This window comes from Paenibacillus allorhizoplanae (assembly GCF_927798215.1).
GTDB lineage: Bacteria > Bacillota > Bacilli > Paenibacillales > NBRC-103111 > Paenibacillus_E > Paenibacillus_E allorhizoplanae.
Genome location: NZ_CAKMMW010000002.1, coordinates 474,057 through 496,115 on the forward strand (window position 1 = coordinate 474,057; position 22,059 = coordinate 496,115).

Sequence of the window (22,059 nt, forward strand, 5' to 3'; positions counted from 1 at the left end):
GCATTTGTGCGCTTGTACATGACCTTACAACTTCGAGATCAGCATTTCGATTAATTGCTTTTCAACACTGGTCCCCATTCCTCGTGTGTCCAGAGATGGCACAACATTGTTTACCTGCTCTGTCACACCAGCTTCAACCCGCTGCTCAGACTTCCTCCTTTTTTCGAAAGCGTTTACAAATCGCTCCCTCTCCGCCGCCGTTAGCGCTTCCCTGTGAGTTTTCACTCGTTCCGCGATACGTTGCTTCAATTGCTTCGATTGTTCATCCAAATAAGCTTTCTGTTCATTCGTTAACACTTGGATGACGGCTTTACGTTCGGATTCGTCAATGCTGCCTTCTTCTTCACTTTTGCGTACGATGGGCAAAATGGATCTAGATTGCTCTGCAGTCAATGCTAATAACGGTTGTCGATCCATCACGATTAACCCTTGAAATAGCATAACCAGCCGCTGTTCTGTTGCATTCTGTACATCTTCAGCCATAGGGAGCTCTTGCGAGACTTGGGTGGAAGCAGGCATAGTCGGGTTCCCAGTTGCAGAGGATTCGGCTTGTCCAATATCCTGTTTGGTACAACCGACTAACAAGAAGGTCGTGAGGATCACACACAGCAAAATAACGCGTGTACGAATGCTCATCCAATATACACCTCCACAAAAAAACCTATCCATCAGCAAAAGGATAGGTGAAAAATGTGTATGAAGTATGATACTATTGTGACGATTTTGTGAACATTTCAAGATTTCTTGGAAAAACAATGTGAAACTCCGTACCTTCGCCAATTCGGGAGCGAACGGAAACCTTGCCTTTCATTCCCGTGACCAGATGTTTCACAATGGTTAGTCCTAACCCTGTTCCCGAAATTGCATCATCCGAATCGGATGTTCGAGCTTCATCCGCTTTATAGAATCGATCCCAAATTCGTGATAACTCACTTTCCGTCATCCCAGTTCCTGTATCTCTAATATACAGATGGACTTCTTTCTCATGCTCTTCTAATGCAACAGTTAAAGTGCCCCCTTCAGGGGTGAATTTCAACGAATTATACATTAAATTACGAATGATTTGGGCAAATCGATCGGGGTCTAATTGTACGAAACAACCATCCGTATTTTCGTCAGGCAAAATGAGATGCAATGAAATGTTCTTCTCCACAATAGCAGGCTTCAATAACTCGAGTGAGTCCTCAACTAATTCGATAATGTCAACTGGACGTAATCGAAATACATCCACCCCATTTTGAATCTGAGCAAGGTCCAGAAGATCTGTGACAAGTCGTTGCAGCCGCTGTACCTCTTGATCACAAATATGTAAATAGTGCGGATATTTCTCTTGGGGGATAATATGATCATTCATGGCAACGATGAAACCACGTAAGGATGTCAAAGGTGATCTGAGTTCATGAGAGACATTAGCTAGAAACTCCTGCCTCGTCTCCTCCCACTCCTCCAACTGCTCCACCATAAAGTTAAAACTTCTAGCCAGCTGCCCAAGTTCATCCTGTGAATTGACAGGAACACGCGTCTTGAAATCTCCATGAGCTAATTCTAAAGCTGCACGATTCATTTGTTGCAGCGGCCCTGCAAGTTTACGGGAAACTACGAACAGGATAATGCCAACTGCGATGAGAGAAAACAGCAGAGGTAACCAGAGGTTAAGACGCACTGCAGAGATGACCTCACTAATATCACCTGCAGGGAAATGAAGAATGATGACCATCGGTTGTTCATTCAATTGATAGGGCGCATAGTAGGCAAATAAATTTCGTTTCCCATCCGGCGTTTCTAGACTTATCATGCTATGTCCTGAACGTCCGTGCAGACCATCAATGAATAAAGTGTCCATCTGCTTCGGAATCGCTCTTCCTTCACTATCTGAAGAACCATTCGCTATGTTTCCTTTGTCATCTACGAGCCAGACTTGTCCATTAATGCTTCTAGCTAAAATCCGAACTGTATATTTCAACTCACGTGTAGAAATCGTGCCATCCTGAACGGAATCCAATAATCGGATAATTTCTGTATTTCTTTTTTCAAGAAGTTCGATTTTATCCTTATAGAAAAGATCCGTAAAATAAGAATTCCAAAACACGAAAAGCGCAATAAAAAAAAGTACACAGGTCGCGAGAAAAGAGAGGAAAATTTTAATATATAAGCTATTGTATTTCCCCATGACCCAACGCTTAAACATGCTGTACAACCTCAAACGAGTACCCAATCCCCCAAAGGGTTTGAATATTCCAAGTCTCATGCTGGCCTAACTTCTTCCTTAGGTTCTTCACATGCGCGTCTACCGTACGTGTGCCTCCCGTAAAATCAAAATTCCACACATACCCCAGTAAATCTTCACGTGTAAATACACGCCCCGGGTTGCTCATTAAGAAAAACAATAGTTCAATCTCCTTAGGTGTTAATTCAATACGATTGCCGCCAACCGTAACGCGATACTGCTCTAAGTCGATCATAATATTTCCCATTTCCAACCATTTACGAGGAGAGCTTTGCGGACCCGTCATATCAGCAGGCGGTTGCATGGTTCTCCGAAGTACTGCCTTAATCCGCGCAATGAGCTCGTTCGGGTCAAAGGGCTTCACTAAATAATCGTCTACACCCAAATTAAAACCTCTCAGCTTGTCCAAGGACTCCCCTTTCGCCGTTAAGAAAATAATCGGTGTATGATGAAAAGGCGCATCCATTTTTCGAATTTGCTCACACAACTCGTAGCCAGAAATATCTGGAAGCATAATGTCAAGCAGCACCAAGCTTGGCCTCTCGTTCATGATGGTCTTCAGTACATGACCACCGCGAAACAATTGTATGGCTTCATAATTCGAGTGCTCCAAATATAACTTAACAACCTCAGATATATTAGTTTCATCTTCAACGACTAGAATTTTACCTTCCGAATTCATCGGTTTTCACCTAATTCCTTTCGAATAACTTGTTGTCTCGCTCGCTCTTCAATCACTTCGGATCGATCTCTTCGCGTATGCTTGTGAATAATCATCTCATCTGACATCGGGCTTGACGTTTGCCAGTTCCACCCTTTGAGCTGACATAACTCTAAACATAAATTCAACAACTCAGGATCAGATATAGGCAAATTCATATCTTCAAAGAGATAGTTCTCGGTTTCGATCGCTTGCCAAGCCTGCACAATTCTCGCTTGCAGCTCCACATCGTCTAGTCCCAACGTGCGAACATCCTCCGACTGGAGGTTATTTGCTGCACTTCGCAGCATTTTCACAGCCCCCGCATAATTCCCTCTTCGGCTATGATACATCCCCACGGCGATTTGAATAAGCCCAACATACGTTAATCTAGCTGGATCCTTGGGATGCTCTTTCCAATACTCTTCCATCACTTCATGACATTCGAAATAATCCCGCGCTCCGTGAAAATAACATAAATAATCGGTGTATGCCTCTGGATATTGCGTCATTTGTATTCCCCTCACCTTAAGTTCATCACGGTAAATCAATATCTCTCATGTTACTAAAAAGTCAGGTCATCGTCCAATTTCGCGCGGTCATCCATGAACTTCCAACTAGTCGGAAGCGCAACCAATCTACTAGTTCATGCGTCCAATAGAGTAGTTTACTAGAAAGAGGCGAATGAATGAAAATCGGAAAATGGTTACTTAGCGGTACTTTACTTCTCTCCATGACGTTACCTTCAACAGTTCTTGCAGCAAGCAATGGTCCTTCCAGCATAGACAAAACGACGAAATATCGCGTCTACCAGTACAACCAAGTGCTTATGGAATTTGCATCGTATGGACAGGCAGAAGCGTATGCCAAATGGTTTACCAACAGCCATGTAGAAGAAATAGGCACACGTACTTGGGTATGGAGCAATCTCCCGCGTTATCAGGTATATCAGCAAGATATTACCCTGCCGGAGTGGCAATTCGCCACACTGAATGAGGCCATCGCAGAAGCCAAGAAATGGACAAACGCAAGTGTTCGGGATTTACAATCCACGGGCTGGGTGTGGAACAATTATGCGCGTTACCAACTCTATCAAAATGAAATCACGCAGGATTCGTGGAAGTTTACGAGTCTCACTGACGCCATTGCGGAAGCCAAAAAGTGGGGAAATGCGCATATTATCGATTTGAACTCGAACGGATGGATATGGGATAACATCTCCCCAGCTGTGAAAGAGGCAAATCGTTCAGGCAGCCTGGTATATAAGGTATATCAAGGTACATTTTCAGCTCCGAATTGGGGCTTTGCTTCCTTAGAGGATGCGATTCAAGAGGCGCTCAAATGGGGGAATTCTACTGTCGTTAATATCAACTCCAAACAAACCGTGTACAGCAATCTTAAATCGTATAAAGTTTTTCAAAACGACGCTTTTCTTCAGGAATTCACATCCGTAGATGAAGCCATTAGTTATGCAAAGCTATGGGGACACAGCGCCATTTACCGCGATGGCCGTAAGATTTGGAACAATTATGCCTCTTATCAAGTGTATCAGAGCGCCAATCTCATTGGTGAGTTCCGAACCCTACCAGAAGCCCTAATCTATGGGAAACAGTATAGTAATTCTTCCATTCAAACGTTGGAGAATCGTATACTTTGGGATAATTTCAAAAAGCTGCAAGTCTGGGGCTGGAACGGCAGCTCAGGCGCAGAGGTCATTAAAGCTCATGTATCGAATACGATTGGACTTGATGTCGATTCTCCTTCTTATTTCGAGTTGGCAGATAACACAGGTACTCTGAAGGATACTTCGAATGCGGACACGGTCAAATGGTTGCAAAAAAGCGGTTACACCGTATATCCATTGGTTAGCAATCAATTTAGTTCTACCTTAACTACACAATTCCTTGCAAACAGTGATGCGCAGGACAAGTTTATTACGGCTTTGGTTAATCGCTCTGTACAATTGGGGGTTCCAGGGATCAATGTCGATTTCGAAAGCTTAGCTGGTTCTGATCGTAATGCCTTTACTGCGTTTATTTCAAAATTGACAGCCGCTGCGCATGCGAAAAATTTAGTCATTTCCATTGATTTGCCGCGCGGCAGTGTGAAATGGAATCATCTTTCCGCTTTTGATCATGAGAAACTTGGTGCCATTGTCGATTACATGGTGATCATGGCCTATGATCAGTTCTGGAAAGGAAGCACCTCACCTGGTTCGGTCGCTGGTATTCCTTGGGCCGATGGCGGCGTTCAAGAGTTCCTCTCCTACGGTATTCCGCGGGATAAAATCATTCTAGGCATCCCGTATTATGTACGCGAATGGCAGTTGGATGCCAAAGGAGCTTTAGTCGGGAATCGCACCGTTCTCATGAAAGATATTCCCGCGCTTATGGCTTCCAAATCGATTACGCAAACGTGGGACAACGAATTCGGGCAATATAAGGTCGAGTACAAAGAAAATGGTTACACGTTCGTATTCTGGTTGGAGAACCAAGCAACCGTTACGGCTCGTATGGATATCGCTAAGAAGTATGATATCGCTGGTGTCGCAGCTTGGCGCTTAGGTTATGATACACCGGATCTATGGCAGGCTGTGTTACAGAAGAAGTAGATGTGAAGACAAAAAACCTGATAGTTAAGAAGACAAATAAACCTGAGCTGAGGACTTCGTCCTTGTCTCAGGTTTTTTATTGAATAAGGCCCTACTTGGTCTAGATGAGCCCCAACTGGCTAAACGTCGTCTCCGTACCGCAATCCGCGCAGTACTTGGCATCCGCCTTATTAACCTTATAGCACCCCTTGTGCATAAGTGATTTCTCTTTGGTGCATTTGTTTTTGAGCGGCGCCCCGCACCGTATACAGTACCTGTCTTCCTTCACGGCAACATATTTGCATCTGACACAGGTTTGTAGCTCATTCTTCTCGGCCATACCTTCATCCCCTTGAAGTTCGTTGATGCGCTACTTCAAGTATATTCGGACTGCGGTCTCATTTGTTCCTACATCAATGCGCTAACTTACAAAGATCAACTAACGATGAAAGGGAGCGAGGATCCTCTATTCGTTCGATTTTGATGTAATAAGGATCTACGTTCCCTTCATTCAAGTTATTTTAAGCGTTATGTATAAAAAGAGGTCCCTTTCGCCCACCCTATGAGGTAAGGGAGGTGAAAGAGACATGGCAAAAGATGTTATGTGCGAAGTGAATTCCTGCAAATACTGGGCAAATGAAAACAAATGCAAAGCTAGCTCGATTTCGATCGTGAGCCACCACGGTAGTGATCAAGCGCGCAATTCGGAAGAAACTGATTGTAAAACATTTGAATCTAAGGTTTAGTTCATCCATTACACGGTGAGTTGGACTAATGAGTCTTGTTTGAGAAGAGGCCTTCGGGCCTCTTTTTATGTTTCTAACACTATTGTAACCAATAATGATAATTATTATCAGTCATTGTGAAAGAGATTTTTGCGTGTAGGGATAATCACACGTTAGGAAAGATGTTATAGGGAAGAAAGATTTGCAAGATCCTCCACATCTTGTGTCGGTGCTTGGCAAGCAAAGTTCTCACACACATACGCCGTTGCACGGCCGCCAAGCGGCAGCTTATCCTGTACCAGCGGAATCAGCTGGCGCACCTCTTCGCCTGCCGCTCCCGGCGGGTGAAGCACCAGCAGCGCATTCGGCAAGTACTGTCGCTGCACCGTGCGCACCATGAGCTGTGTCTCGGACTTCGCCGGGTCGCCGGCGATCACGATTTCGCTGGCTTCGCCATACGCGAAATCAAGCGCGGCCAGCGTTAGCGCGTGGCCCGGCGGGTACTTGCTGACAGCTCCGGCGAATGCCTGGAGCTGCTCTTCGGCTGCCTGCGACAGCTTCGCGTCGTAGGTCAACTTGGACAGCCGCAGCATGTTGAGCGCGGCTGCACCATTCCCCGACGGCATCGCGCCGTCGTAGATCTCTTTGGGGCGGGTGAGCAGTTGCTCGGCATCGCTGCCGTAGAAGAAGAGCCCGCCTCGCTCTTCGTCTCCGAAGAGACGAAGCATCTCTGCGTTCAGCTGGACCGCTTCACGGAGAAAGCGAAGCTCGAACGTGGTCTCGTACAGCTCGATCAGTCCCCATACGAGGAACGCGTAATCGTCCACGTAGCCCAGGAACGCCGCTTCGCCATCGCGATAGCGAGCGAGCAAGCGCCCATCTTCGCGGCGGAGCTCGCGAAGCACGAAGTCCGCAGCTTTCGTCGCGGCGGCCGCGTACGTTGGCTTGTCCAAGGCGCGTGCCGCCTTGGACAGCGCAGCGAACATCAGACCGTTCCACGCGGTCAGAATCTTATCATCCTTGCCCGGATGAATCCGTTGTTCGCGATGTGCGAACAGCTTGATGCGGGCAGCCTCCAACCGCTGCTTCAGCTCATCCAGAGGGATTTGCTTCCGCCTTGCCACAGACGCCAGCGTCGTGTCGAGTAAATTCGGGATATTTTTACCCTCAAAATTCCCCGACTCCGTCAAACCATAGATCTCACTATAGAGATCTCCCTCGTCAATGCCGAGCACGTCCTCAACTTCGTCCATCGTCCAAACATAGAACTTGCCTTCAACGCCTTCCGAATCTGCATCCTCCGCGGAATAGAAAGCACCGCCTTCATCCGTCATATCACGAAGAACATACGTAATAATTTGCTCGGCCACCTCGGCGTATTGATCTTTCCCAGTCACTTGATAAGCCTCAATATACGTCATCACCAGTAGTGCGTTATCATACAGCATTTTCTCAAAATGCGGCACTAACCACTGGGCATCGACAGAATATCTGGCGAATCCGAAGCCAATATGATCATACACCCCCCCATGGTGCATAGCGTCTAGCGTTTTTTCAACCATTTCAAGCGCCTGCTCATTCCCTGTTTTCTTATAATATCTGAGTAGGAATGATAAATTGTGGGAGGTCGGAAACTTCGGAAACGTGCCAAATCCACCATGTTCAGCATCAAAATTGGACGCATATAAGCGAAATGCCTCATGTAAAGTTTCTTCTGACAACGTGCCGCCAGTTTGATTCTCTAGCAACCGTTGTGTCGTTTCCATAGTCACTTGCTCACCCAGCTCGCGTACTCGCTCAGAGTCCTCCCCCCACTTGTTTGCAAGCTGTGCGATGATCTCAACCATGCCTGCTCGATTATATTTACGGCTGCGTGGAAAATAAGTCCCTGCGAAGAATGGCTTCTTCTCAGGTGTTAGGAACACCGTCAGCGGCCAACCACCTTGTCCAGTCATCGCCTGACAAACCGCCATGTAGATGTGATCAATATCGGGACGCTCTTCCCGGTCTACTTTGATCGAGATGAAATCTTTGTTTAACATATTGGCTATGGTTTGGTCTTCGAACGATTCGTGTGCCATGACATGGCACCAATGACAAGTGCTATACCCAATAGACAAGAACACAGGCTTATTTTCCTGCTTCGCTTTTACAAAAGCTTCCTCTGACCAAGGGAACCAGTCGACCGGGTTATCTGCGTGTTGTAACAAGTAAGGTGACTTTTCCTTGGTTAGTCTATTGGGTTTATTGTGAGTTGTCATGGGGGACCACCTCCTTATTTGTTGGATAATATTGATGTCATAGGCTAAGTTTAGCATAGTGATAAAAACTAGTTACTTAATAATTTAGCAGTTGAGATCGTTCCCCATGCTCGTCTACGGAATCGAAATCCAGGCACGCTGATTTTGCCAGTTCGCTAATACCCATGCCATTGAATTCCTACTTGATTTGATGATTTTAATTGTATATGGCGGATTGAAGTTAATAGTCATACATACGTCGACTACTCTTTGTATCATCTGTCGCTGTTTAAGTATCCTTCAAATTCCCCGTGTTTCGAATCGTGGTTGAGACTTGCAAATCGATTTTCAAATTTTTAAAATACTCGGCATGCCATTCTTCCAGTTGTGTTCGCGTCAATTCATTCCGAAAATGTTGTCCAACTCCCAGAACATCTGCTCCGCCTAGCTTAATTTTTTCAAATAAATGCTCGAACCGTTCCAGAACCAGCTTGTTCAGATCTGACTTGATGGAATCTTCCGAAGGATTACCTTTCGTATCCAATAAGATTACTTTTAAACTTAGCTTACTTTTCAATAGAGCTTGGTTATCAACAAAATAACTTCTATGCTTCAGATGGTTACTTACAATTTGAATTGTACCCTTTCCCATCACTTCGATTTTCCCCTGCGTTTTCTTCCCATTAAATACATTGATGAGTAAGGTTTCTTCATTATTGAGTCGCCCCACCATTTTACCATTCTTCATGATGGCTGAGCCTGTGCTTTCAATCGCCGTTGTATGTCCTGATTTAATAATAGGGATAACCACATCGTTGGTAAAGGAATGGATGCTCCTGAAAATTTTCCACGTTTGCGTGTAAGCAATTTCAGGACTCAACCCACTATTGCGCTGAAAAAAGTCATAAATTAGGGTTCCATCATTTGAATTTTTGTCCATTTTTTCAAAAAATCGATCTGGCGATTCATCACAGATAACGAAAAGTGTTTTCGGGGAGACATGCCTAGAACGAATAAGGCTTGAAACACCGTCATTTAAACCGTGTTTGGCAAACTCTTTATCGACAAGGATGATTTTCAAATGAAGCAGATCGATTTCGCTTTCCATATTCATACTAATTTTGTCAATGATATCGTTGATTGTGTCGCCACTCTCTGAAACGACTTGTATCTTGTCTGTTTCACTTACTTTTGGAATATCGAGATACACCGTATATTGCCCTTGATTGTATGAAACCCCCATAGCGATCGGTAAAGAACGATGATTGATATCCTTGTTGTCCCAACAGCCGCTGAGAATAAAAAGTAAGAGTGTTGCAACAATCCATTTCAGCATATGCTTCACTTCAACTCTCTCTGACATGTTTTTGATGCTGATACCCTGCTATGAAAATGACAGTCGGAACAACTATTGCAACATACAACCGAAGAAATGAATTCCACTTCAGCAGCAATTCAACATGACCCCAGTCAGGAATGAATAAGCATATCAGGAACACGACAATTGAAATGGCAGAAATAAGATACTGATTTTTCATTTTTTTTGCTCGAGACGGGATTATGCATGCGATCTGCCAGAGGGTCATTGCGATAAAAAGAAGGACAAAAGCGATTTGACTCAGCAGGAAAAAAATCGTAATCCGATCAAACATGAGCCAGTTGATTTCTATCGTATCAATCGTAAAAATGAAGGGGAATGCAAGCTGACGTGCGGTTTCTTCCCCTAATGTCACAATAGGAATATAAACCGAAAGTAGGAAAAAAATGAAGACGATAATGCTGCTCAAATAAATGGTTTTGGGTTTATACGTGATATAAGAAGGAATAAAGCCCAGAAATAAAAATCCTCCCGCGAATGCAAACAAGCTTTCATAATAGGAAAAGTCGGTGAGAAATGCGAATAGTTTGGAACGATCCTTGGGGATCAGTGGGAGTGCATAGTTCAAATCGATGCTTTGAAGAGATGCGAACATGACAAATAGCATGGGAGGAAGAAATAGGACAGCTAATAAAAGCCCCACTCTTAATAATGATCTAACTCCTCCATGGATGACCATAAATACGGGAATCCCTAGTAACATCAACATAAGAATCCAGATTGGTGTGTCTGCTAGAAAAACAATCGATATGATCTCAGCATAAGCCCTGACTGTAATAACGATAACCAGCGAAAGATATAAAAAAACCGGAAGTAACGTCAACCAGACGGTAACTTTATTCTTGTTATTCAGTACTTGAAGGATATTTTGATTCTTAAAATAACTAAGCCCCTTCAGATAAATAAAAATGACAGTAATATGAATCAAATAACCTAAGCCTACAGGTATCCAAAAGGCTTCACGTGTACTCGCTAAGATATCCGTCGGGTATACAAAAAATATCAACCCTAAATGGGTTATGATGTAAATGACTACAACTTGTGCGTTTTTAATCATGTCATTCACCTTCTGGATTTTTTAATTGCAAATACGGAACTCCAAGTGATTTGACGCCTGCTAAGTAGGAGCAAATAATGACGATCCCGAATAAAAGACCGAGGACACCAAAGATTGCTGAAAGAATCAATAAGACATATTTAAACAATCGTATTGTGAGCGCACTTTGAAAGCCGACGACGGTTGCACTTGAGATGGTCGTAGCAGCCAATACAATGATGAGTAAACTGCTGACTAATTTCGCTGATACGACGGCTTGACCTAGCACGATCCCCCCTACCATTGTAATTGTAGGCCCTATACTCGGAGGAAGTCGGACGATAGCTTCTAATGTCAATTCTAGGACAAACAATAACAACAAGGTCTCTACGATCGCTGGGTAAGGAACATCTATTCTACTCTTCGCGATTGAGTGCGCTAGCTCAAACCTCAACACATCCGGATTCACAGAAACTAATGCCACATACAAACCTGGGATAATTAGTGTGATCAGCGCACCTATTATACGAATGAAGCTAAGGGCCGCAGCAAACACTTGCGGATGATTGGCATCATCTGCTGTCACGAACAAATCCGAAACAAGACTGGGGAGTATTAATGCGAAAGGCAACCGTTCGATAAAAATAACTGCTTTTCCATTTTTTAAAGCTCGTGCTGCACTCTGTGGCAGTTCCGTTGTATTGTAACGTGTTACCAGTGTAAAGTTTGAAAACCCAAACATTTTCGATAGTTCTTGTACATTGCTAACATCCAAATGCAAATTCGTTTCGATTGCTTTGATGATAGATCTTAGAAGTCTAGGATCAATCTTTGTATTCAAATAGGACAAAACCACGCAATTTTTGGATACTTCTCCAAATCTATACGTCGCAATCTGCAAATCACTTGAATTTATATGCTTTCGAAGCAGGCCGACATTGAGCTCAATATCCTCGTTAAAAGCGCTGCTTGACCCTCTAACTACATTTTCAGTTAATGGCACGGTTACAGAACGATTGAGCGGTTGTGCAACCGGTATGATGCTAATATAAGTACCAGATGGCTCATGAATGGCAATGAGCATGCCATCTAATATTTCTGAGATGAGCTCATCCAGTGTGCAATTAGATACATTGTGACCAAGCCCACTCAGCCTATCTTGTATTGGTTGATCTATATCATCTACTGTATGTAGCTGATCGCGCACCATGGTAAGTGATCTCGGGAAATTAACGAGCGTCCTTAATCCTAGAAAGGTTAGAGGATCACTGCCTATCCATAGTTGGCGTGAAATATACGCCCTGTCTTGTTCAAAATGATATTTCAGACTGGTCAAGATAGACAAATCATATCCTCCCTTCCAATTTTGCTAATAGTTCTCAAGTAGTATTTGCATACTTTAAACTTGTTAATCATGATAAAAAAAGGTACAGATCCTCAATAACTGAGATCTGCACCTTATATTTAGACATCAAATTCCAATTGCTTCTTCGCCAGCGTAATAAACTCCAACGGGTTCGGAACTTCCTTAGCATCATATTCAATCGCGCCCATCTTCAAGATAAGCTCGACCCGATATTTCTCCCTGTACTCGTCCCTGTTTCGCTCCTCCACACTATTTCTCAATCGATCAATTACGATTGAAGCACCCGGTCGATCTGTGAATAACAGCATGCCCCACATTGGATTTTCCTTATTGAGCAAATACAGCGAATCATTCGTACGGATGCTGGTCTGACTCATTTGTGACAGATCAAGTACAGCCTCCATCAGTTGTTCTTCTCCGATAATACGCCGAATTTCATCCCAGTATTTCACACTGAAAACCAGAAGTGTTAATGGGATGTGATAACGAACCGACAGCGCCATGAAAATCGTTGCATCGGATTGAAACGAAAACGTATTCTTTAAGCTTGTTTTGGCATCAACAGTTGCGAGTGATTTGTTGGCCTTCTGTAGTTGCTCATTTTCCAACTGAAGCTGACGATTTCCATAAGTAAGCAGCCATGTTGAGATCGTAAATAGTGGCGTCATGATGAGCCAAAAATAGTTCTGAGCTCCAACTACTCCGCCCACAACCACCGTTTGATATAGCGTAAATGTGCCGTAACCGAAGATGAATAGGATATTCAAAATCAATCCCGTTGTAACATTTGTAAAGTAGGTGACGATCGCAATTAGTAACGCAAGGTTCAAGAAAATAATATTTTGAATATAGAGATTGGGGTTTCCCGCTGTAAACACGATACAAACGAAACAGACAATAATCAGGAAAATAAATGCGCCATCCGAAACCATATTGCTTTGTAAACGCCTCATCCACGATCCCTCCGCTTCTTTCGGTATTTACGAATTAGCAGGATAAGCGAGAGAATAACCAATAAGGCAACAAGGACAACGGCAACCATGAAACCCAGAACATCTTTGCGATCCATAACATCGCTCAATACCGTAGATGGCTCAGTCGTCGTTATTTTTTTAAAACGAAACGCATTAATTTGCCCGTCAATGTCCGTAACAGCTCCATCGCCGAATACTTTCCACAGCGTACCTTCTGAGCCGATAAGTTTAGAGGCCAGATACGCGTACTCTGAACTGGCCCCTGTGACGGCTAACAGCCCGAAGCCATTCCCATAAGGTGAATCGATCAATTGTAGTGAGCCTATGCGAGTGCCATAGTTAGCTTCGATACTCATTTTTTCATTGGAGACGAAGCCTGTGCCACTTTTATCATATTGGAAATATAGTTTGTCATTATTGGTACGGATAACTTGATTATTCTTATAACTACCGATAGCGATGATCTCGCGGTTCTTCAGTTGTGATGCCGCGACATTATCTTGGTAAAAAAGCACTTCCCCGATATTGGTCTGCGCGTAACGCCCTAACAAATTAAAAATGTTCGAAATCGTTTGGTATACGTATGTATCATGTTCTTTGGGCAGAACGACTGCCAACTGGTTATAGCTGCCATCTCTCAGAAAGGGATAAGGGTAATTGTTAAACAACATGTCCGCTTTATCTTTGGTATTAAGCTGTAACATGGAATCCTTATCTACAAACGCCCATGGCATTTGATCCTGATTCTCAATACAGCCTGCATTTTTGAGTTCCAAATCGAAAGCAACTTTCACTGTGAAATTCCCGCTAATATTCAATGTTTTGGGGATTGCAATATCAATATGATCATTGTCTGCGAGCTCCGTAGATAAGCGCTTGCTGCCAATTGGTGTATCATTTATCAGGATCGTAACCATCGAACGATCGAAATCTAAATTTTTCGCGTAACGATACTTAATGCTCAACTTGCTCGCATCCGCGATCGAACGGTTACCTGGAAGTGAAACGAAATAAAATTTCTCACGATGACGGTCACCGACGATCTTATCGCCTGTTTCCGTTAACGTTATGTTTCGGCTAATACTCACCGTAGGAGATTCTACCTCTGTTGTGGCATCGACTACCTTCGTATCCGTGTCAAGCTGACTGAGCAACGACTGATTGCCTATTAATCGTCCTGCTTTCACCAGTAAAGCGGTGTCCAATGAAGTGACCACTAACGTCGGTTTTCCCGCAAAAGTGACCAACTTAATGTAAGCTTTATTATCCACATCATCCGCTGGAATCATTGACTTCACTTCTTCAGGCAGATCGTTATAGAAGGAGATGAGAATAAGAGCTTGCTTTGCTTTCATGCTATCCGCACTGTAGGCAACGATAGGAATTCCTTTATCCGAAAGAGGATTCACCTTAGCGAATCCAGAAAGTGCGTAGGTAGCCGCTTCAAGTACAGCCAAATTACTTTCCCCTTCTGTGACTAGGATCGCATTCAGACCTTCTTTGATCGTATCCAACCCGATAAAATGCTCATTGAAATCCCGGATATTCTTTTGAATTGCCGAGTTTGCGTAATTCACTGAAATACGAGAGGTTTTGGATATTTGCAACCAATTATCACGCGTAGCTGTCGGTAAACAAGCATTCACAGCGAGCGGCGCGGTTGTTTCGAAATTCCCTTGAACCGTTAGCGTATTCACGTCTTTCACGAGATACGAAACGGGAACAAGAACGGTCAACTGCTGTTGTTTCGTTTCTTGAATGACCGGACGAAATGAGTGAAACGGCTTTCCGTTTATCGATAACGTTACACTTGATCGGTCATTCTGCAGAAGGCGTGAAATCTCATAATCAAGATGAACTTCAACACTGGCTACGTTCCAATAATCCTCGATCTGAAAGTACTGCGTTGTATAGGTTACGCCTCCAAGTAACGACGTATCTGCAAAATTAGTTTGGTATTGTTTATTCCCAGTAGGTGAAAGCTCTTCCGCCCCTGTTGTTGAGCTTAACGAATTAAACAGGGATAAAAGACATACGGTCGTAATCAACAGCCATCGTTTCTTCATAAATTCTCCCCAATCTAATACCTTTCGGTTTTATACCATTTGGCTTCTCGCTTGAATACCAAATCCTTCAAATATGCGTACATGCCATATGCCGCAACAAGCATCCACATCTGACAATAGGATACGTACATAAGCATAATAATCCAAACATTAGAAAGCTTCATTTCCCCCTTCTCTGTTACTAACGTAATGAATGTCCCCAGAATAAATAAGATAATGGCAAGCCCCCACAAGAAAGAGCTAAAACTAGCAATGGTTGTACTAACATAACCCAAAGCATGCAATATGAGTAGTAAATCGGACATGACTAACGAGGTTAGCAACAACACATATATGGAGAGATAGTATAAAATATCAAAATGAATGTTTCGAGCTGAACGTTTGAATAGTAAGGGGATGTTTTTGACAATGACGTAAATATTTCCCTTCGCCCACCGCGTTCGCTGCTTAAACCATACCTTGACTGTTTGTGGCTCTTGCTCCCAAGTGACTGACTTAGGTTGGAATTTTATCTTGTATCCCATTAAGTAGATGCGAAAACTAATTTCTGTATCCTCTGCAATTGCCTTCACATCCCAACCACCCATTTGCTCGATGATCGAACGCCGAACAATAAAGTTCGTACCTGGAATCGTGCACAGCTTGAATAACTTCCATCTCCCCGCTTGTGCCATCCATTGAAATGATAATGTTTCAACATTAATAAAACGAGTCAAGAGGCTTGCATCACGATTGCGGGTTCGAAATTTCCCGATTACGGCTCCTAAACTAGCATCATGCGTAATTTCGGAAACGAGATACGTCAAAGCCGTTTTCTCAGGGGTATTATCAGCATCATAGATGGCAATAAGTTCTCCTTTGCTTAATTTAAATCCCAAATTCAAAGCATTAGACTTCCCTTTTCCACCTTTAACATTATCCGTGTTCAAGATGATCAAATTGCGCCCAGGGTACTTCGATTGGAGATTTCCTAATAGGACACTGCTGTTATCGGAGGAATTGTCATTGATGACGATAATCTCATAACGATTATGAGGATATGATAGCGCTAGCAAGGATTCCACCGTCTTCGTTATGACCTTTCCCTCATTGTGTGCCGGTACCATGATGCTAACGAATGGAGGCTCACCTTCAATAGGTGCAACCGGTTTGTTTTCAATTTGAATATAGTACAAGTAGCCTGCTACGATTAGAACCACATTAACCAATAACAGTGACCAAATACAGAAGACGGAAATTAGCATCAAAATATCTGCAACAGTCATAATGACCTCTCCTGATGGGTGAATTTTCGTTTGTACAGGCGATACCCAATGATGAGAAATACCATAAAAATAAGAAGCGTCGTTACGATGAGTACAATGAAGATATTATTTTGCACCGAGAATAAGGTCGTAAAGCTCTTCTTCACTTCTTGCACATAGGTGTGGTCAGAGTCGATCTCAGCTATCGTATTGTTTAAGGCAATTGCTTGTCCATTGATTTGCAAGTGACCACGATGTGAGGTTAATTCGTTCTTATCCGTACGCACACTATGCTCTTCATTCTTATAATCGGCAAATATCGTCCAACTTGTTAATAAAGTGGCCAGTGTAGCTTCCATTTCTTGGCGATTTATCGGAAATGGATAAACAAATGCGGTATTCATAGGTAGGGGATTAAGTGATTTATTTGAATTTATATATTTGTTTAAATCCTTCCCTTTGATTGTATACATCGCGGAATGGAACACACTCGAATTATTTCTTTGCGTATGGTATCTGATGTTTCGATTATCATAAAGTATGCCTGAATCAAAGATCGACAAGCCATACTCTGAATAATGTTGATCATAAGTCCAATATAATTCGGAACCTATACCAAGTGGAACAATCTCATATTCAGCTAAGGCATCAAGAAAAGAACTCAATTGTGCTTTTAAACCTGCGATGTCTGGACTAATTGTAGAAGCAACTACGGGAGCATTCACAACGATACTTCCATTGCGAGACTGAATATGCTTAAGTGTCTCCAAATATCGCTGCATTGCGGGGAATTGGAAATTACTAAACACAGGTTGCACACTTGCAATGAAAGGTATGCCAGCGCTATATAAACGATCTGCAACTTCATTAAGTAAATCCAAATCTGAGAATGGGTAGATTTCATTTAGTAAAACAAAGTTCTGCCCTGTACTAGTCACGTGTAACCAATCCTTCAACACGAAGGAAGCGGCCAACTCGCTTAAATTCCCTTTTAGCATGTATGGGATATAAGCATTTTTGCCATGAATGACCCCATATGGATAACTTGCTTTCCCGTTCTCAGAAAAAATAGTACCATAAGAGGTCCCGTTGAACTTTGTTGTATACGAGATATTGCTTGCAATTATAGATCCTTGAGTGAATTGACCAATTGAAATTTTCAATGTGTCTGTAGCTTGCTTTTGTACCACAATACCCATTTCTTGTTGAACATACGGTGGGAGTTGATACCCTATATGCATATAATCCCCAAAGAAACCTTTCATATCACGGTTAAATATTTCAGGGGAATGCGAAACATCTTCCAAATTACTAATGTTAATCACTTTATTAAATTTGGCGAGCATGCCCGCTTCGTATTTATCATAGGAAGTTATCGTTACCTGGGCATTTAACGAAGCAAGGATACGTTGTACAGCATCTACATTACCTTCGAAGGGCGTTCCGTTTGCTAAGCTATCATAAACAACTAGCACAGGTGTTGCCTCCACTTGAGTGGCAGAAGTTATTTGGGGAAAGCATAGGAAGATCAGTAGATTGACTAATAGCAATAATGAAGTACCCATTTTGTATCGATTAAACATACCAATACCCCCTCTCCCGCGATATCAACCAAGTTAAGGCTCAAGTTTCTTGGCTCCATAATCTCTTGGAAATGAGATCTATGATGGTAATCAGTGATACTAAATCAAAAATTAGTGTGAATAAAAACTCATGTTTGGCAAGATCCGCATCCCCGGCACCAATGATGGATACAAAAATCCCGGAAAGCCCAATCCCTATTAGCATCAAAATCATAGGCAATCTGATTGTATTTCGCCATAATCGTGACCGAATAGCGGTGACAAATGAAGGTAGATATAGTCCTAGAATAGTTAAAATCCATAATAAAATAAAACCAAACGTTTTAGGAGCAATAGCTTTCTTTAACAAACTGTAACCCGAGAAGAACACGGTTTGTGCTCCAAAAGGCTTGCCCACAGAGCGTTCATAATTCCCCATCGCGTTAGGTCGGATACTAAAACCGTCGCGTGCAGCCAAGTTCAACATTTGACCAGCTTGGTTCGGATGCATCATATAATAGGTCAAAATCGAGACGAAACCGTATTTACTATAGAACTCGTCTTGTAAAATATCTGACTCCACATTTACGGTCGTATAAGCATCAAAATATTCCGTTTCGTTCAATATCGCGTATTGCTTATCAATGTCAAAGCTCTTTAAGGTCTTCTCTGGATCCACAGCGCCCATAAGTACGCCACGCGTCATGGCATGGTATTTGTTAATATTGACAAATTCTTTCGGAATGAGCATGTACGTGCCAACACCAACTCCAAGTAATGCAATGAGCAAAATCGAAGTTATTGAGCGATACAGCGTATTTTTCCTGATATAAATGAAAAAGACACCAATCGGTGCAGCAATCATACCGACTGGAGCATTCTGCTGTTTACTAGCCGTCAAAATCATGGCACTAAGGATAAATAGTATCATCATAAGGTAATCATTATATCTTTTCCGATAGAGCAATAAGCCAAAAGAAACCATGTAAACACTCATAATAAGAACAACGCTCTCGCCATAAAACGAGCTAAAATACGCCGTATATCCAGTGTCGCCTAATACAAAAATTACGATCGCGGCCATTACATAGCCTAATTTCCTAGACAATTTCCAGGTCAATGCTTCCACTAGTAAATAAATGGCACCTACATAAAGTATCAAGTACATGCCTGCTTGAAAACGAATATCAAAGGTATCTTCACGATAAAAAAGTTGATTGATAAGAATGGCAGCTTTCATGAAAAATGTTTGTGTGGAAAATATGGAGGCACTATTCTCGTTATAGTATTGAAAAATACCAAAGGTTTTGACAAAATAACCAAAGTATTGGCTTGTATAGTCCGCATCCTTCACATACAGTCCATTCAAAATTCGAGCATAATCCCCATTATCAGCCATCCCAATATAGGGAGGTGTAAATAGTGCGATCACTGTAATCAAGAACACCACGATGGCAGCGAAAGCAGCTGGGGACAACTTGCCCAGCAGCATTTGGATGAAACGAATGTTCCACATGTGATCGCACTCCTTTCTGATCAGTACGTGTAGGCTAGAAGTGCCATCAAATTATCGAAGGAATAGGCCTGCGCGGCATCGACATCTCCGAAGCCGCCATTAAGTGGGCTCTGTGGATTATGGACTTGAAATTCATTCATTTTGAGAATACTATCGGCATAAAGCTCTTGATCCTTGATGACCGATCCAATCATGGCTGCTATCGCGTAGATAGCAGTTGACCTAACTTCATTCAGTGGTTTTCCATCCAGATCATATTGACCGTATAAGGTTCCTGCTTTAATCTGATCTTTGATATAACGGATACTGGCTGGCTGTTCCAGTTTAACTTCAGCTAGGTTTAGAATCGTTAGCAACGATTCTACCGTGTTTATGCTTTCAGATTGATAACCCTTCTTATCAAAATCGTAGCGAGTTTGGTAAAATGGAAACGAATCCGACAAATATCCTTGTTGGACAATTTGCAGCATACTGGCTTCAAGTGACGCCTTCTTTTTCCGTGATAGCGGTACAAGCTCCAACGATGCAGCGTCGATATAGCATAAGGTTAAGAATGAATTTGTCATTTTATATGTTGGATCATAGAAGTCTCTCATTTGTCCATTCACAACATTGTATTGATAGAGTCGCTTTCCGTAAGTTTCCGCTTCCTCTCTATAGCTCTTGGTCCCAAAAGCGGTGGAAGCTTCATCGAGTGCCCGAATAATACGCAAATCATCTACAATGGCATTCATGGGATATTGTTTATTCCTTTTTGGACTATACCGATAGCTGAATCCAAATGGTGTATCAAATACTTGCTTGGCTTGCTGCCACTGCTCATCAAACTTATCTTTCTGATCTGTTAGAGCGTAATAACGCATGAAGAGACCCGCTGATTCACTCAGAACTTCATGACCTGAAGCAGCAGCACCCGATTGATCGGTATCCTTCAGATTCGTATAAATGCCATGTTTACTTGTAAGCTTGTCCTTCAAAAATTCCACTAATAAATGGCGATTGTCCGTCACTTGCATGGTCTGACCATACTGACTGCTTGTTTGCCGCTGCAATCTTGGAGTGTCTCCAAGCATAAAGTTAATCACATAGATGCCGATTAATCCGAGGCTGATCAGTCCTAAATTCCTGAAAATTTTCATGTATTCCGGCAGCTCCTAACACAATCATTTCCAGAAAAAACGTCGAATGGTATGATAAAAAGACTACACACTACATCTGAGGTGGAATCTTTATCTAGAGGTTGTATTATACGCGCGAGTTGGCTTAGTTAGTTGTAGTTTATCACATGAAACTATTCGATCAAAAGGTAAATCCTCCCTAAAACAAGAAAAATGTCGTAATTACAAGAAGGATGTCATGAACTTTTCAAATTTATTAAAAGAACTAGAACCAGCTAATCTTGTAAGTTGCCTCATCAGCCAAAGAGGTCAGATCACTTTCGAGCAATACCGAGAACCACACTTAGCTGAAACTATTGCAAAAATCAATTCCTGCACCAAAAGCATCCTCTCTGCACTCTATTGTATCGCTATGGATCAGGGTCTGTTGCCAGCCCCCGAGACACCTGCATCCGTATTTTTCCCGCAGTTTGCGAAAGATCGTGCATCACATAAGAGCGAAATAACGCTGCTGCATTTATTAACGATGACATCAGGCCTCGATTGGACAGAATTTGGTGGACAGAATTCATTTCCCCGCATGACAAGAACACCGAACTGGGTGGATTTCGTGTTGGAACAACCCTTATCCGATTTGCCTGGTACGAAAATGTCTTATAATTCTGGCGGCTCTCAATTATTATCTGCGATCCTAGCCCAAGCAACAGGCATGTCAGTTGCTCGTTATGCTGAGTTAACTTTATTCGAGCCGCTTGGCATTGAATCGTATAGTTGGGAACAGGACCCTCAAGGTATCCACACGGGTGGTTTCGGACTGTCACTTCGTCCCATCGATATGCTCAAATTTGGTCAGCTCTATCTCCAGCAAGGGAAATGGGGAAATACCCAACTTATTTCCCAAGAGCTTGTCGCTCTTTCCACGCGATCTGCGGTACGTGCGGAGGCACCTCGTCGCGGCAGCTATGGCTGGCATTGGTGGACAGACACTTACCCAGATCGTACAGATAACGACGCTTCCCTGCAATCGCTAAATTACTTTAACGCGTATGGCTTCGGAGGCCAGTGTATTTATATTCTTCCTTCAATTGAAACCGTTGTTGTATTGACCAATGACCAACGAAAGAAGAGCAAAATTCCACTGCAGGTGTTCCGCCAATGCGTGGCACCTTATTTGTTGGAACTAGTTGAAGGTTCTATCACCAAATAGCAAAGAGCTTGCCACCTCTGGCAAGCTCTCTTCCTACTTTTTACATAATAATAGAATACACGAAGAAACCACCTAAAGGCACAATCCAGAGATGCGGGATACAATTCCAG

The 22,059-nt window shown here is 42.8% G+C and carries 18 protein-coding genes; 3 read left to right on the forward strand and 15 right to left on the reverse strand.

Features of this window, described 5'->3' with window-relative positions:
* Positions 1 to 24: 24 nt before the first annotated feature.
* The 4 genes from L6I86_RS04800 to L6I86_RS04815 form a co-directional block, all read right to left on the reverse strand.
* A complete protein-coding gene (locus L6I86_RS04800) occupies positions 25 to 636 on the reverse strand; it encodes a hypothetical protein (protein WP_236285112.1) in 612 nt (203 codons plus the stop codon).
* 73 nt (positions 637 to 709) lie between these two features.
* A complete protein-coding gene (locus tag L6I86_RS04805) occupies positions 710 to 2,188 on the reverse strand; it encodes a sensor histidine kinase (protein ID WP_236285114.1) in 1,479 nt (492 codons plus the stop codon).
* Complete coding sequence (locus tag L6I86_RS04810; RefSeq protein ID WP_056620831.1) at positions 2,181 to 2,909, reverse strand: response regulator transcription factor; 729 nt, start codon at positions 2,907 to 2,909, stop codon at positions 2,181 to 2,183. Before L6I86_RS04810 ends, L6I86_RS04805 begins: the two co-directional genes overlap by 8 nt.
* A complete protein-coding gene (locus tag L6I86_RS04815; RefSeq protein WP_236285115.1) occupies positions 2,906 to 3,439 on the reverse strand; it encodes a DUF309 domain-containing protein in 534 nt (177 codons plus the stop codon). Before L6I86_RS04815 ends, L6I86_RS04810 begins: the two co-directional genes overlap by 4 nt.
* Positions 3,440 to 3,615: 176 nt before the next feature.
* Between L6I86_RS04815 and L6I86_RS04820 the strand changes: the two genes are divergently transcribed.
* Positions 3,616 to 5,538, forward strand: a complete 1,923-nt coding sequence (locus L6I86_RS04820) for a glycosyl hydrolase family 18 protein (RefSeq protein WP_236285117.1) — start codon at positions 3,616 to 3,618, stop codon at positions 5,536 to 5,538.
* A gap of 100 nt (positions 5,539 to 5,638) precedes the next feature.
* Here the strand turns inward: L6I86_RS04820 and L6I86_RS04825 are convergent, their stop codons facing one another.
* Complete coding sequence (locus L6I86_RS04825) at positions 5,639 to 5,857, reverse strand: hypothetical protein (protein WP_056620823.1); 219 nt, start codon at positions 5,855 to 5,857, stop codon at positions 5,639 to 5,641.
* 247 nt (positions 5,858 to 6,104) lie between these two features.
* On the opposite strand from L6I86_RS04825, the gene L6I86_RS04830 reads away from it, so the two are divergent.
* A complete protein-coding gene (locus L6I86_RS04830) occupies positions 6,105 to 6,263 on the forward strand; it encodes a DUF1540 domain-containing protein (RefSeq protein ID WP_082593545.1) in 159 nt (52 codons plus the stop codon).
* A gap of 164 nt (positions 6,264 to 6,427) precedes the next feature.
* On the opposite strand, the gene L6I86_RS04835 is transcribed toward L6I86_RS04830, so the two are convergent.
* The 10 genes from L6I86_RS04835 to L6I86_RS04880 all read right to left on the reverse strand — a co-directional run bounded on the left by L6I86_RS04835 (position 6,428) and on the right by L6I86_RS04880 (position 20,763).
* Entirely contained in the window at positions 6,428 to 8,503 is a 2,076-nt protein-coding gene (locus L6I86_RS04835) for a thioredoxin domain-containing protein (RefSeq protein ID WP_236285119.1), read from the reverse strand.
* Between the two features lie 268 nt (positions 8,504 to 8,771).
* Positions 8,772 to 9,845, reverse strand: coding sequence for a Ger(x)C family spore germination protein (locus L6I86_RS04840; RefSeq protein ID WP_236285122.1), 1,074 nt, complete (start codon positions 9,843 to 9,845; stop codon positions 8,772 to 8,774).
* Positions 9,829 to 10,917, reverse strand: coding sequence for a GerAB/ArcD/ProY family transporter (locus L6I86_RS04845; protein ID WP_236285124.1), 1,089 nt, complete (start codon positions 10,915 to 10,917; stop codon positions 9,829 to 9,831). The genes L6I86_RS04840 and L6I86_RS04845 overlap by 17 nt, the downstream gene beginning before the upstream one ends.
* 1 nt (position 10,918) lies before the next feature.
* Positions 10,919 to 12,241, reverse strand: a complete 1,323-nt coding sequence (locus tag L6I86_RS04850; protein WP_236285126.1) for a spore germination protein — start codon at positions 12,239 to 12,241, stop codon at positions 10,919 to 10,921.
* Positions 12,242 to 12,360: 119 nt separating this feature from the next.
* Positions 12,361 to 13,215, reverse strand: a complete 855-nt coding sequence (locus L6I86_RS04855; protein ID WP_056620813.1) for a GGDEF domain-containing protein — start codon at positions 13,213 to 13,215, stop codon at positions 12,361 to 12,363.
* Positions 13,212 to 15,302 (reverse strand): cellulose biosynthesis cyclic di-GMP-binding regulatory protein BcsB, encoded by a 2,091-nt coding sequence (locus L6I86_RS04860; RefSeq protein ID WP_236285128.1) that lies wholly within the window; start codon positions 15,300 to 15,302, stop codon positions 13,212 to 13,214. Before L6I86_RS04860 ends, L6I86_RS04855 begins: the two co-directional genes overlap by 4 nt.
* Positions 15,303 to 15,316: 14 nt before the next feature.
* The gene (locus L6I86_RS04865) at positions 15,317 to 16,567 is read right to left on the reverse strand and encodes a glycosyltransferase family 2 protein (RefSeq protein WP_236285134.1); all 1,251 of its coding nucleotides are present in this window, start codon (positions 16,565 to 16,567) and stop codon (positions 15,317 to 15,319) included.
* Complete coding sequence (locus tag L6I86_RS04870; RefSeq protein ID WP_236285137.1) at positions 16,564 to 18,129, reverse strand: hypothetical protein; 1,566 nt, start codon at positions 18,127 to 18,129, stop codon at positions 16,564 to 16,566. The genes L6I86_RS04865 and L6I86_RS04870 overlap by 4 nt, the downstream gene beginning before the upstream one ends.
* 40 nt (positions 18,130 to 18,169) lie before the next feature.
* The gene (gene wsfD / locus L6I86_RS04875) at positions 18,170 to 19,624 is read right to left on the reverse strand and encodes a glycan biosynthesis hexose transferase WsfD (RefSeq protein WP_236285138.1); all 1,455 of its coding nucleotides are present in this window, start codon (positions 19,622 to 19,624) and stop codon (positions 18,170 to 18,172) included.
* 20 nt (positions 19,625 to 19,644) lie between these two features.
* Positions 19,645 to 20,763: a hypothetical protein gene (locus L6I86_RS04880; RefSeq protein ID WP_236285140.1), complete on the reverse strand. Its 1,119-nt coding sequence runs from the start codon at positions 20,761 to 20,763 to the stop codon at positions 19,645 to 19,647.
* Between the two features lie 217 nt (positions 20,764 to 20,980).
* Between L6I86_RS04880 and L6I86_RS04885 the strand changes: the two genes are divergently transcribed.
* Complete coding sequence (locus L6I86_RS04885) at positions 20,981 to 21,949, forward strand: serine hydrolase domain-containing protein (protein ID WP_236285142.1); 969 nt, start codon at positions 20,981 to 20,983, stop codon at positions 21,947 to 21,949.
* Positions 21,950 to 22,059 lie beyond the last annotated feature (110 nt).

What these genes read in the sequence shown, in the direction of transcription:
- L6I86_RS04820 (WP_236285117.1), top strand. Translation starts at nt 3,616, where the DNA reads ATGAAAATCGGAAAATGGTTACTTAGCGGTACTTTACTTCTCTCCATG.
- L6I86_RS04870 (WP_236285137.1), bottom strand. Translation starts at nt 18,129, where the DNA reads ATGTTTAATCGATACAAAATGGGTACTTCATTATTGCTATTAGTCAAT.
- L6I86_RS04860 (WP_236285128.1), bottom strand. Translation starts at nt 15,302, where the DNA reads ATGAAGAAACGATGGCTGTTGATTACGACCGTATGTCTTTTATCCCTG.
- L6I86_RS04880 (WP_236285140.1), bottom strand. Translation starts at nt 20,763, where the DNA reads ATGAAAATTTTCAGGAATTTAGGACTGATCAGCCTCGGATTAATCGGC.
- wsfD (WP_236285138.1), bottom strand. Translation starts at nt 19,624, where the DNA reads ATGTGGAACATTCGTTTCATCCAAATGCTGCTGGGCAAGTTGTCCCCA.
- L6I86_RS04810 (WP_056620831.1), bottom strand. Translation starts at nt 2,909, where the DNA reads ATGAATTCGGAAGGTAAAATTCTAGTCGTTGAAGATGAAACTAATATA.
- L6I86_RS04840 (WP_236285122.1), bottom strand. Translation starts at nt 9,845, where the DNA reads ATGTCAGAGAGAGTTGAAGTGAAGCATATGCTGAAATGGATTGTTGCA.
- L6I86_RS04825 (WP_056620823.1), bottom strand. Translation starts at nt 5,857, where the DNA reads ATGGCCGAGAAGAATGAGCTACAAACCTGTGTCAGATGCAAATATGTT.
- L6I86_RS04855 (WP_056620813.1), bottom strand. Translation starts at nt 13,215, where the DNA reads ATGAGGCGTTTACAAAGCAATATGGTTTCGGATGGCGCATTTATTTTC.
- L6I86_RS04845 (WP_236285124.1), bottom strand. Translation starts at nt 10,917, where the DNA reads ATGATTAAAAACGCACAAGTTGTAGTCATTTACATCATAACCCATTTA.
- L6I86_RS04805 (WP_236285114.1), bottom strand. Translation starts at nt 2,188, where the DNA reads ATGTTTAAGCGTTGGGTCATGGGGAAATACAATAGCTTATATATTAAA.
- L6I86_RS04800 (WP_236285112.1), bottom strand. Translation starts at nt 636, where the DNA reads ATGAGCATTCGTACACGCGTTATTTTGCTGTGTGTGATCCTCACGACC.
- L6I86_RS04830 (WP_082593545.1), top strand. Translation starts at nt 6,105, where the DNA reads ATGGCAAAAGATGTTATGTGCGAAGTGAATTCCTGCAAATACTGGGCA.
- L6I86_RS04885 (WP_236285142.1), top strand. Translation starts at nt 20,981, where the DNA reads ATGAACTTTTCAAATTTATTAAAAGAACTAGAACCAGCTAATCTTGTA.
- L6I86_RS04835 (WP_236285119.1), bottom strand. Translation starts at nt 8,503, where the DNA reads ATGACAACTCACAATAAACCCAATAGACTAACCAAGGAAAAGTCACCT.
- L6I86_RS04815 (WP_236285115.1), bottom strand. Translation starts at nt 3,439, where the DNA reads ATGACGCAATATCCAGAGGCATACACCGATTATTTATGTTATTTTCAC.
- L6I86_RS04865 (WP_236285134.1), bottom strand. Translation starts at nt 16,567, where the DNA reads ATGACTGTTGCAGATATTTTGATGCTAATTTCCGTCTTCTGTATTTGG.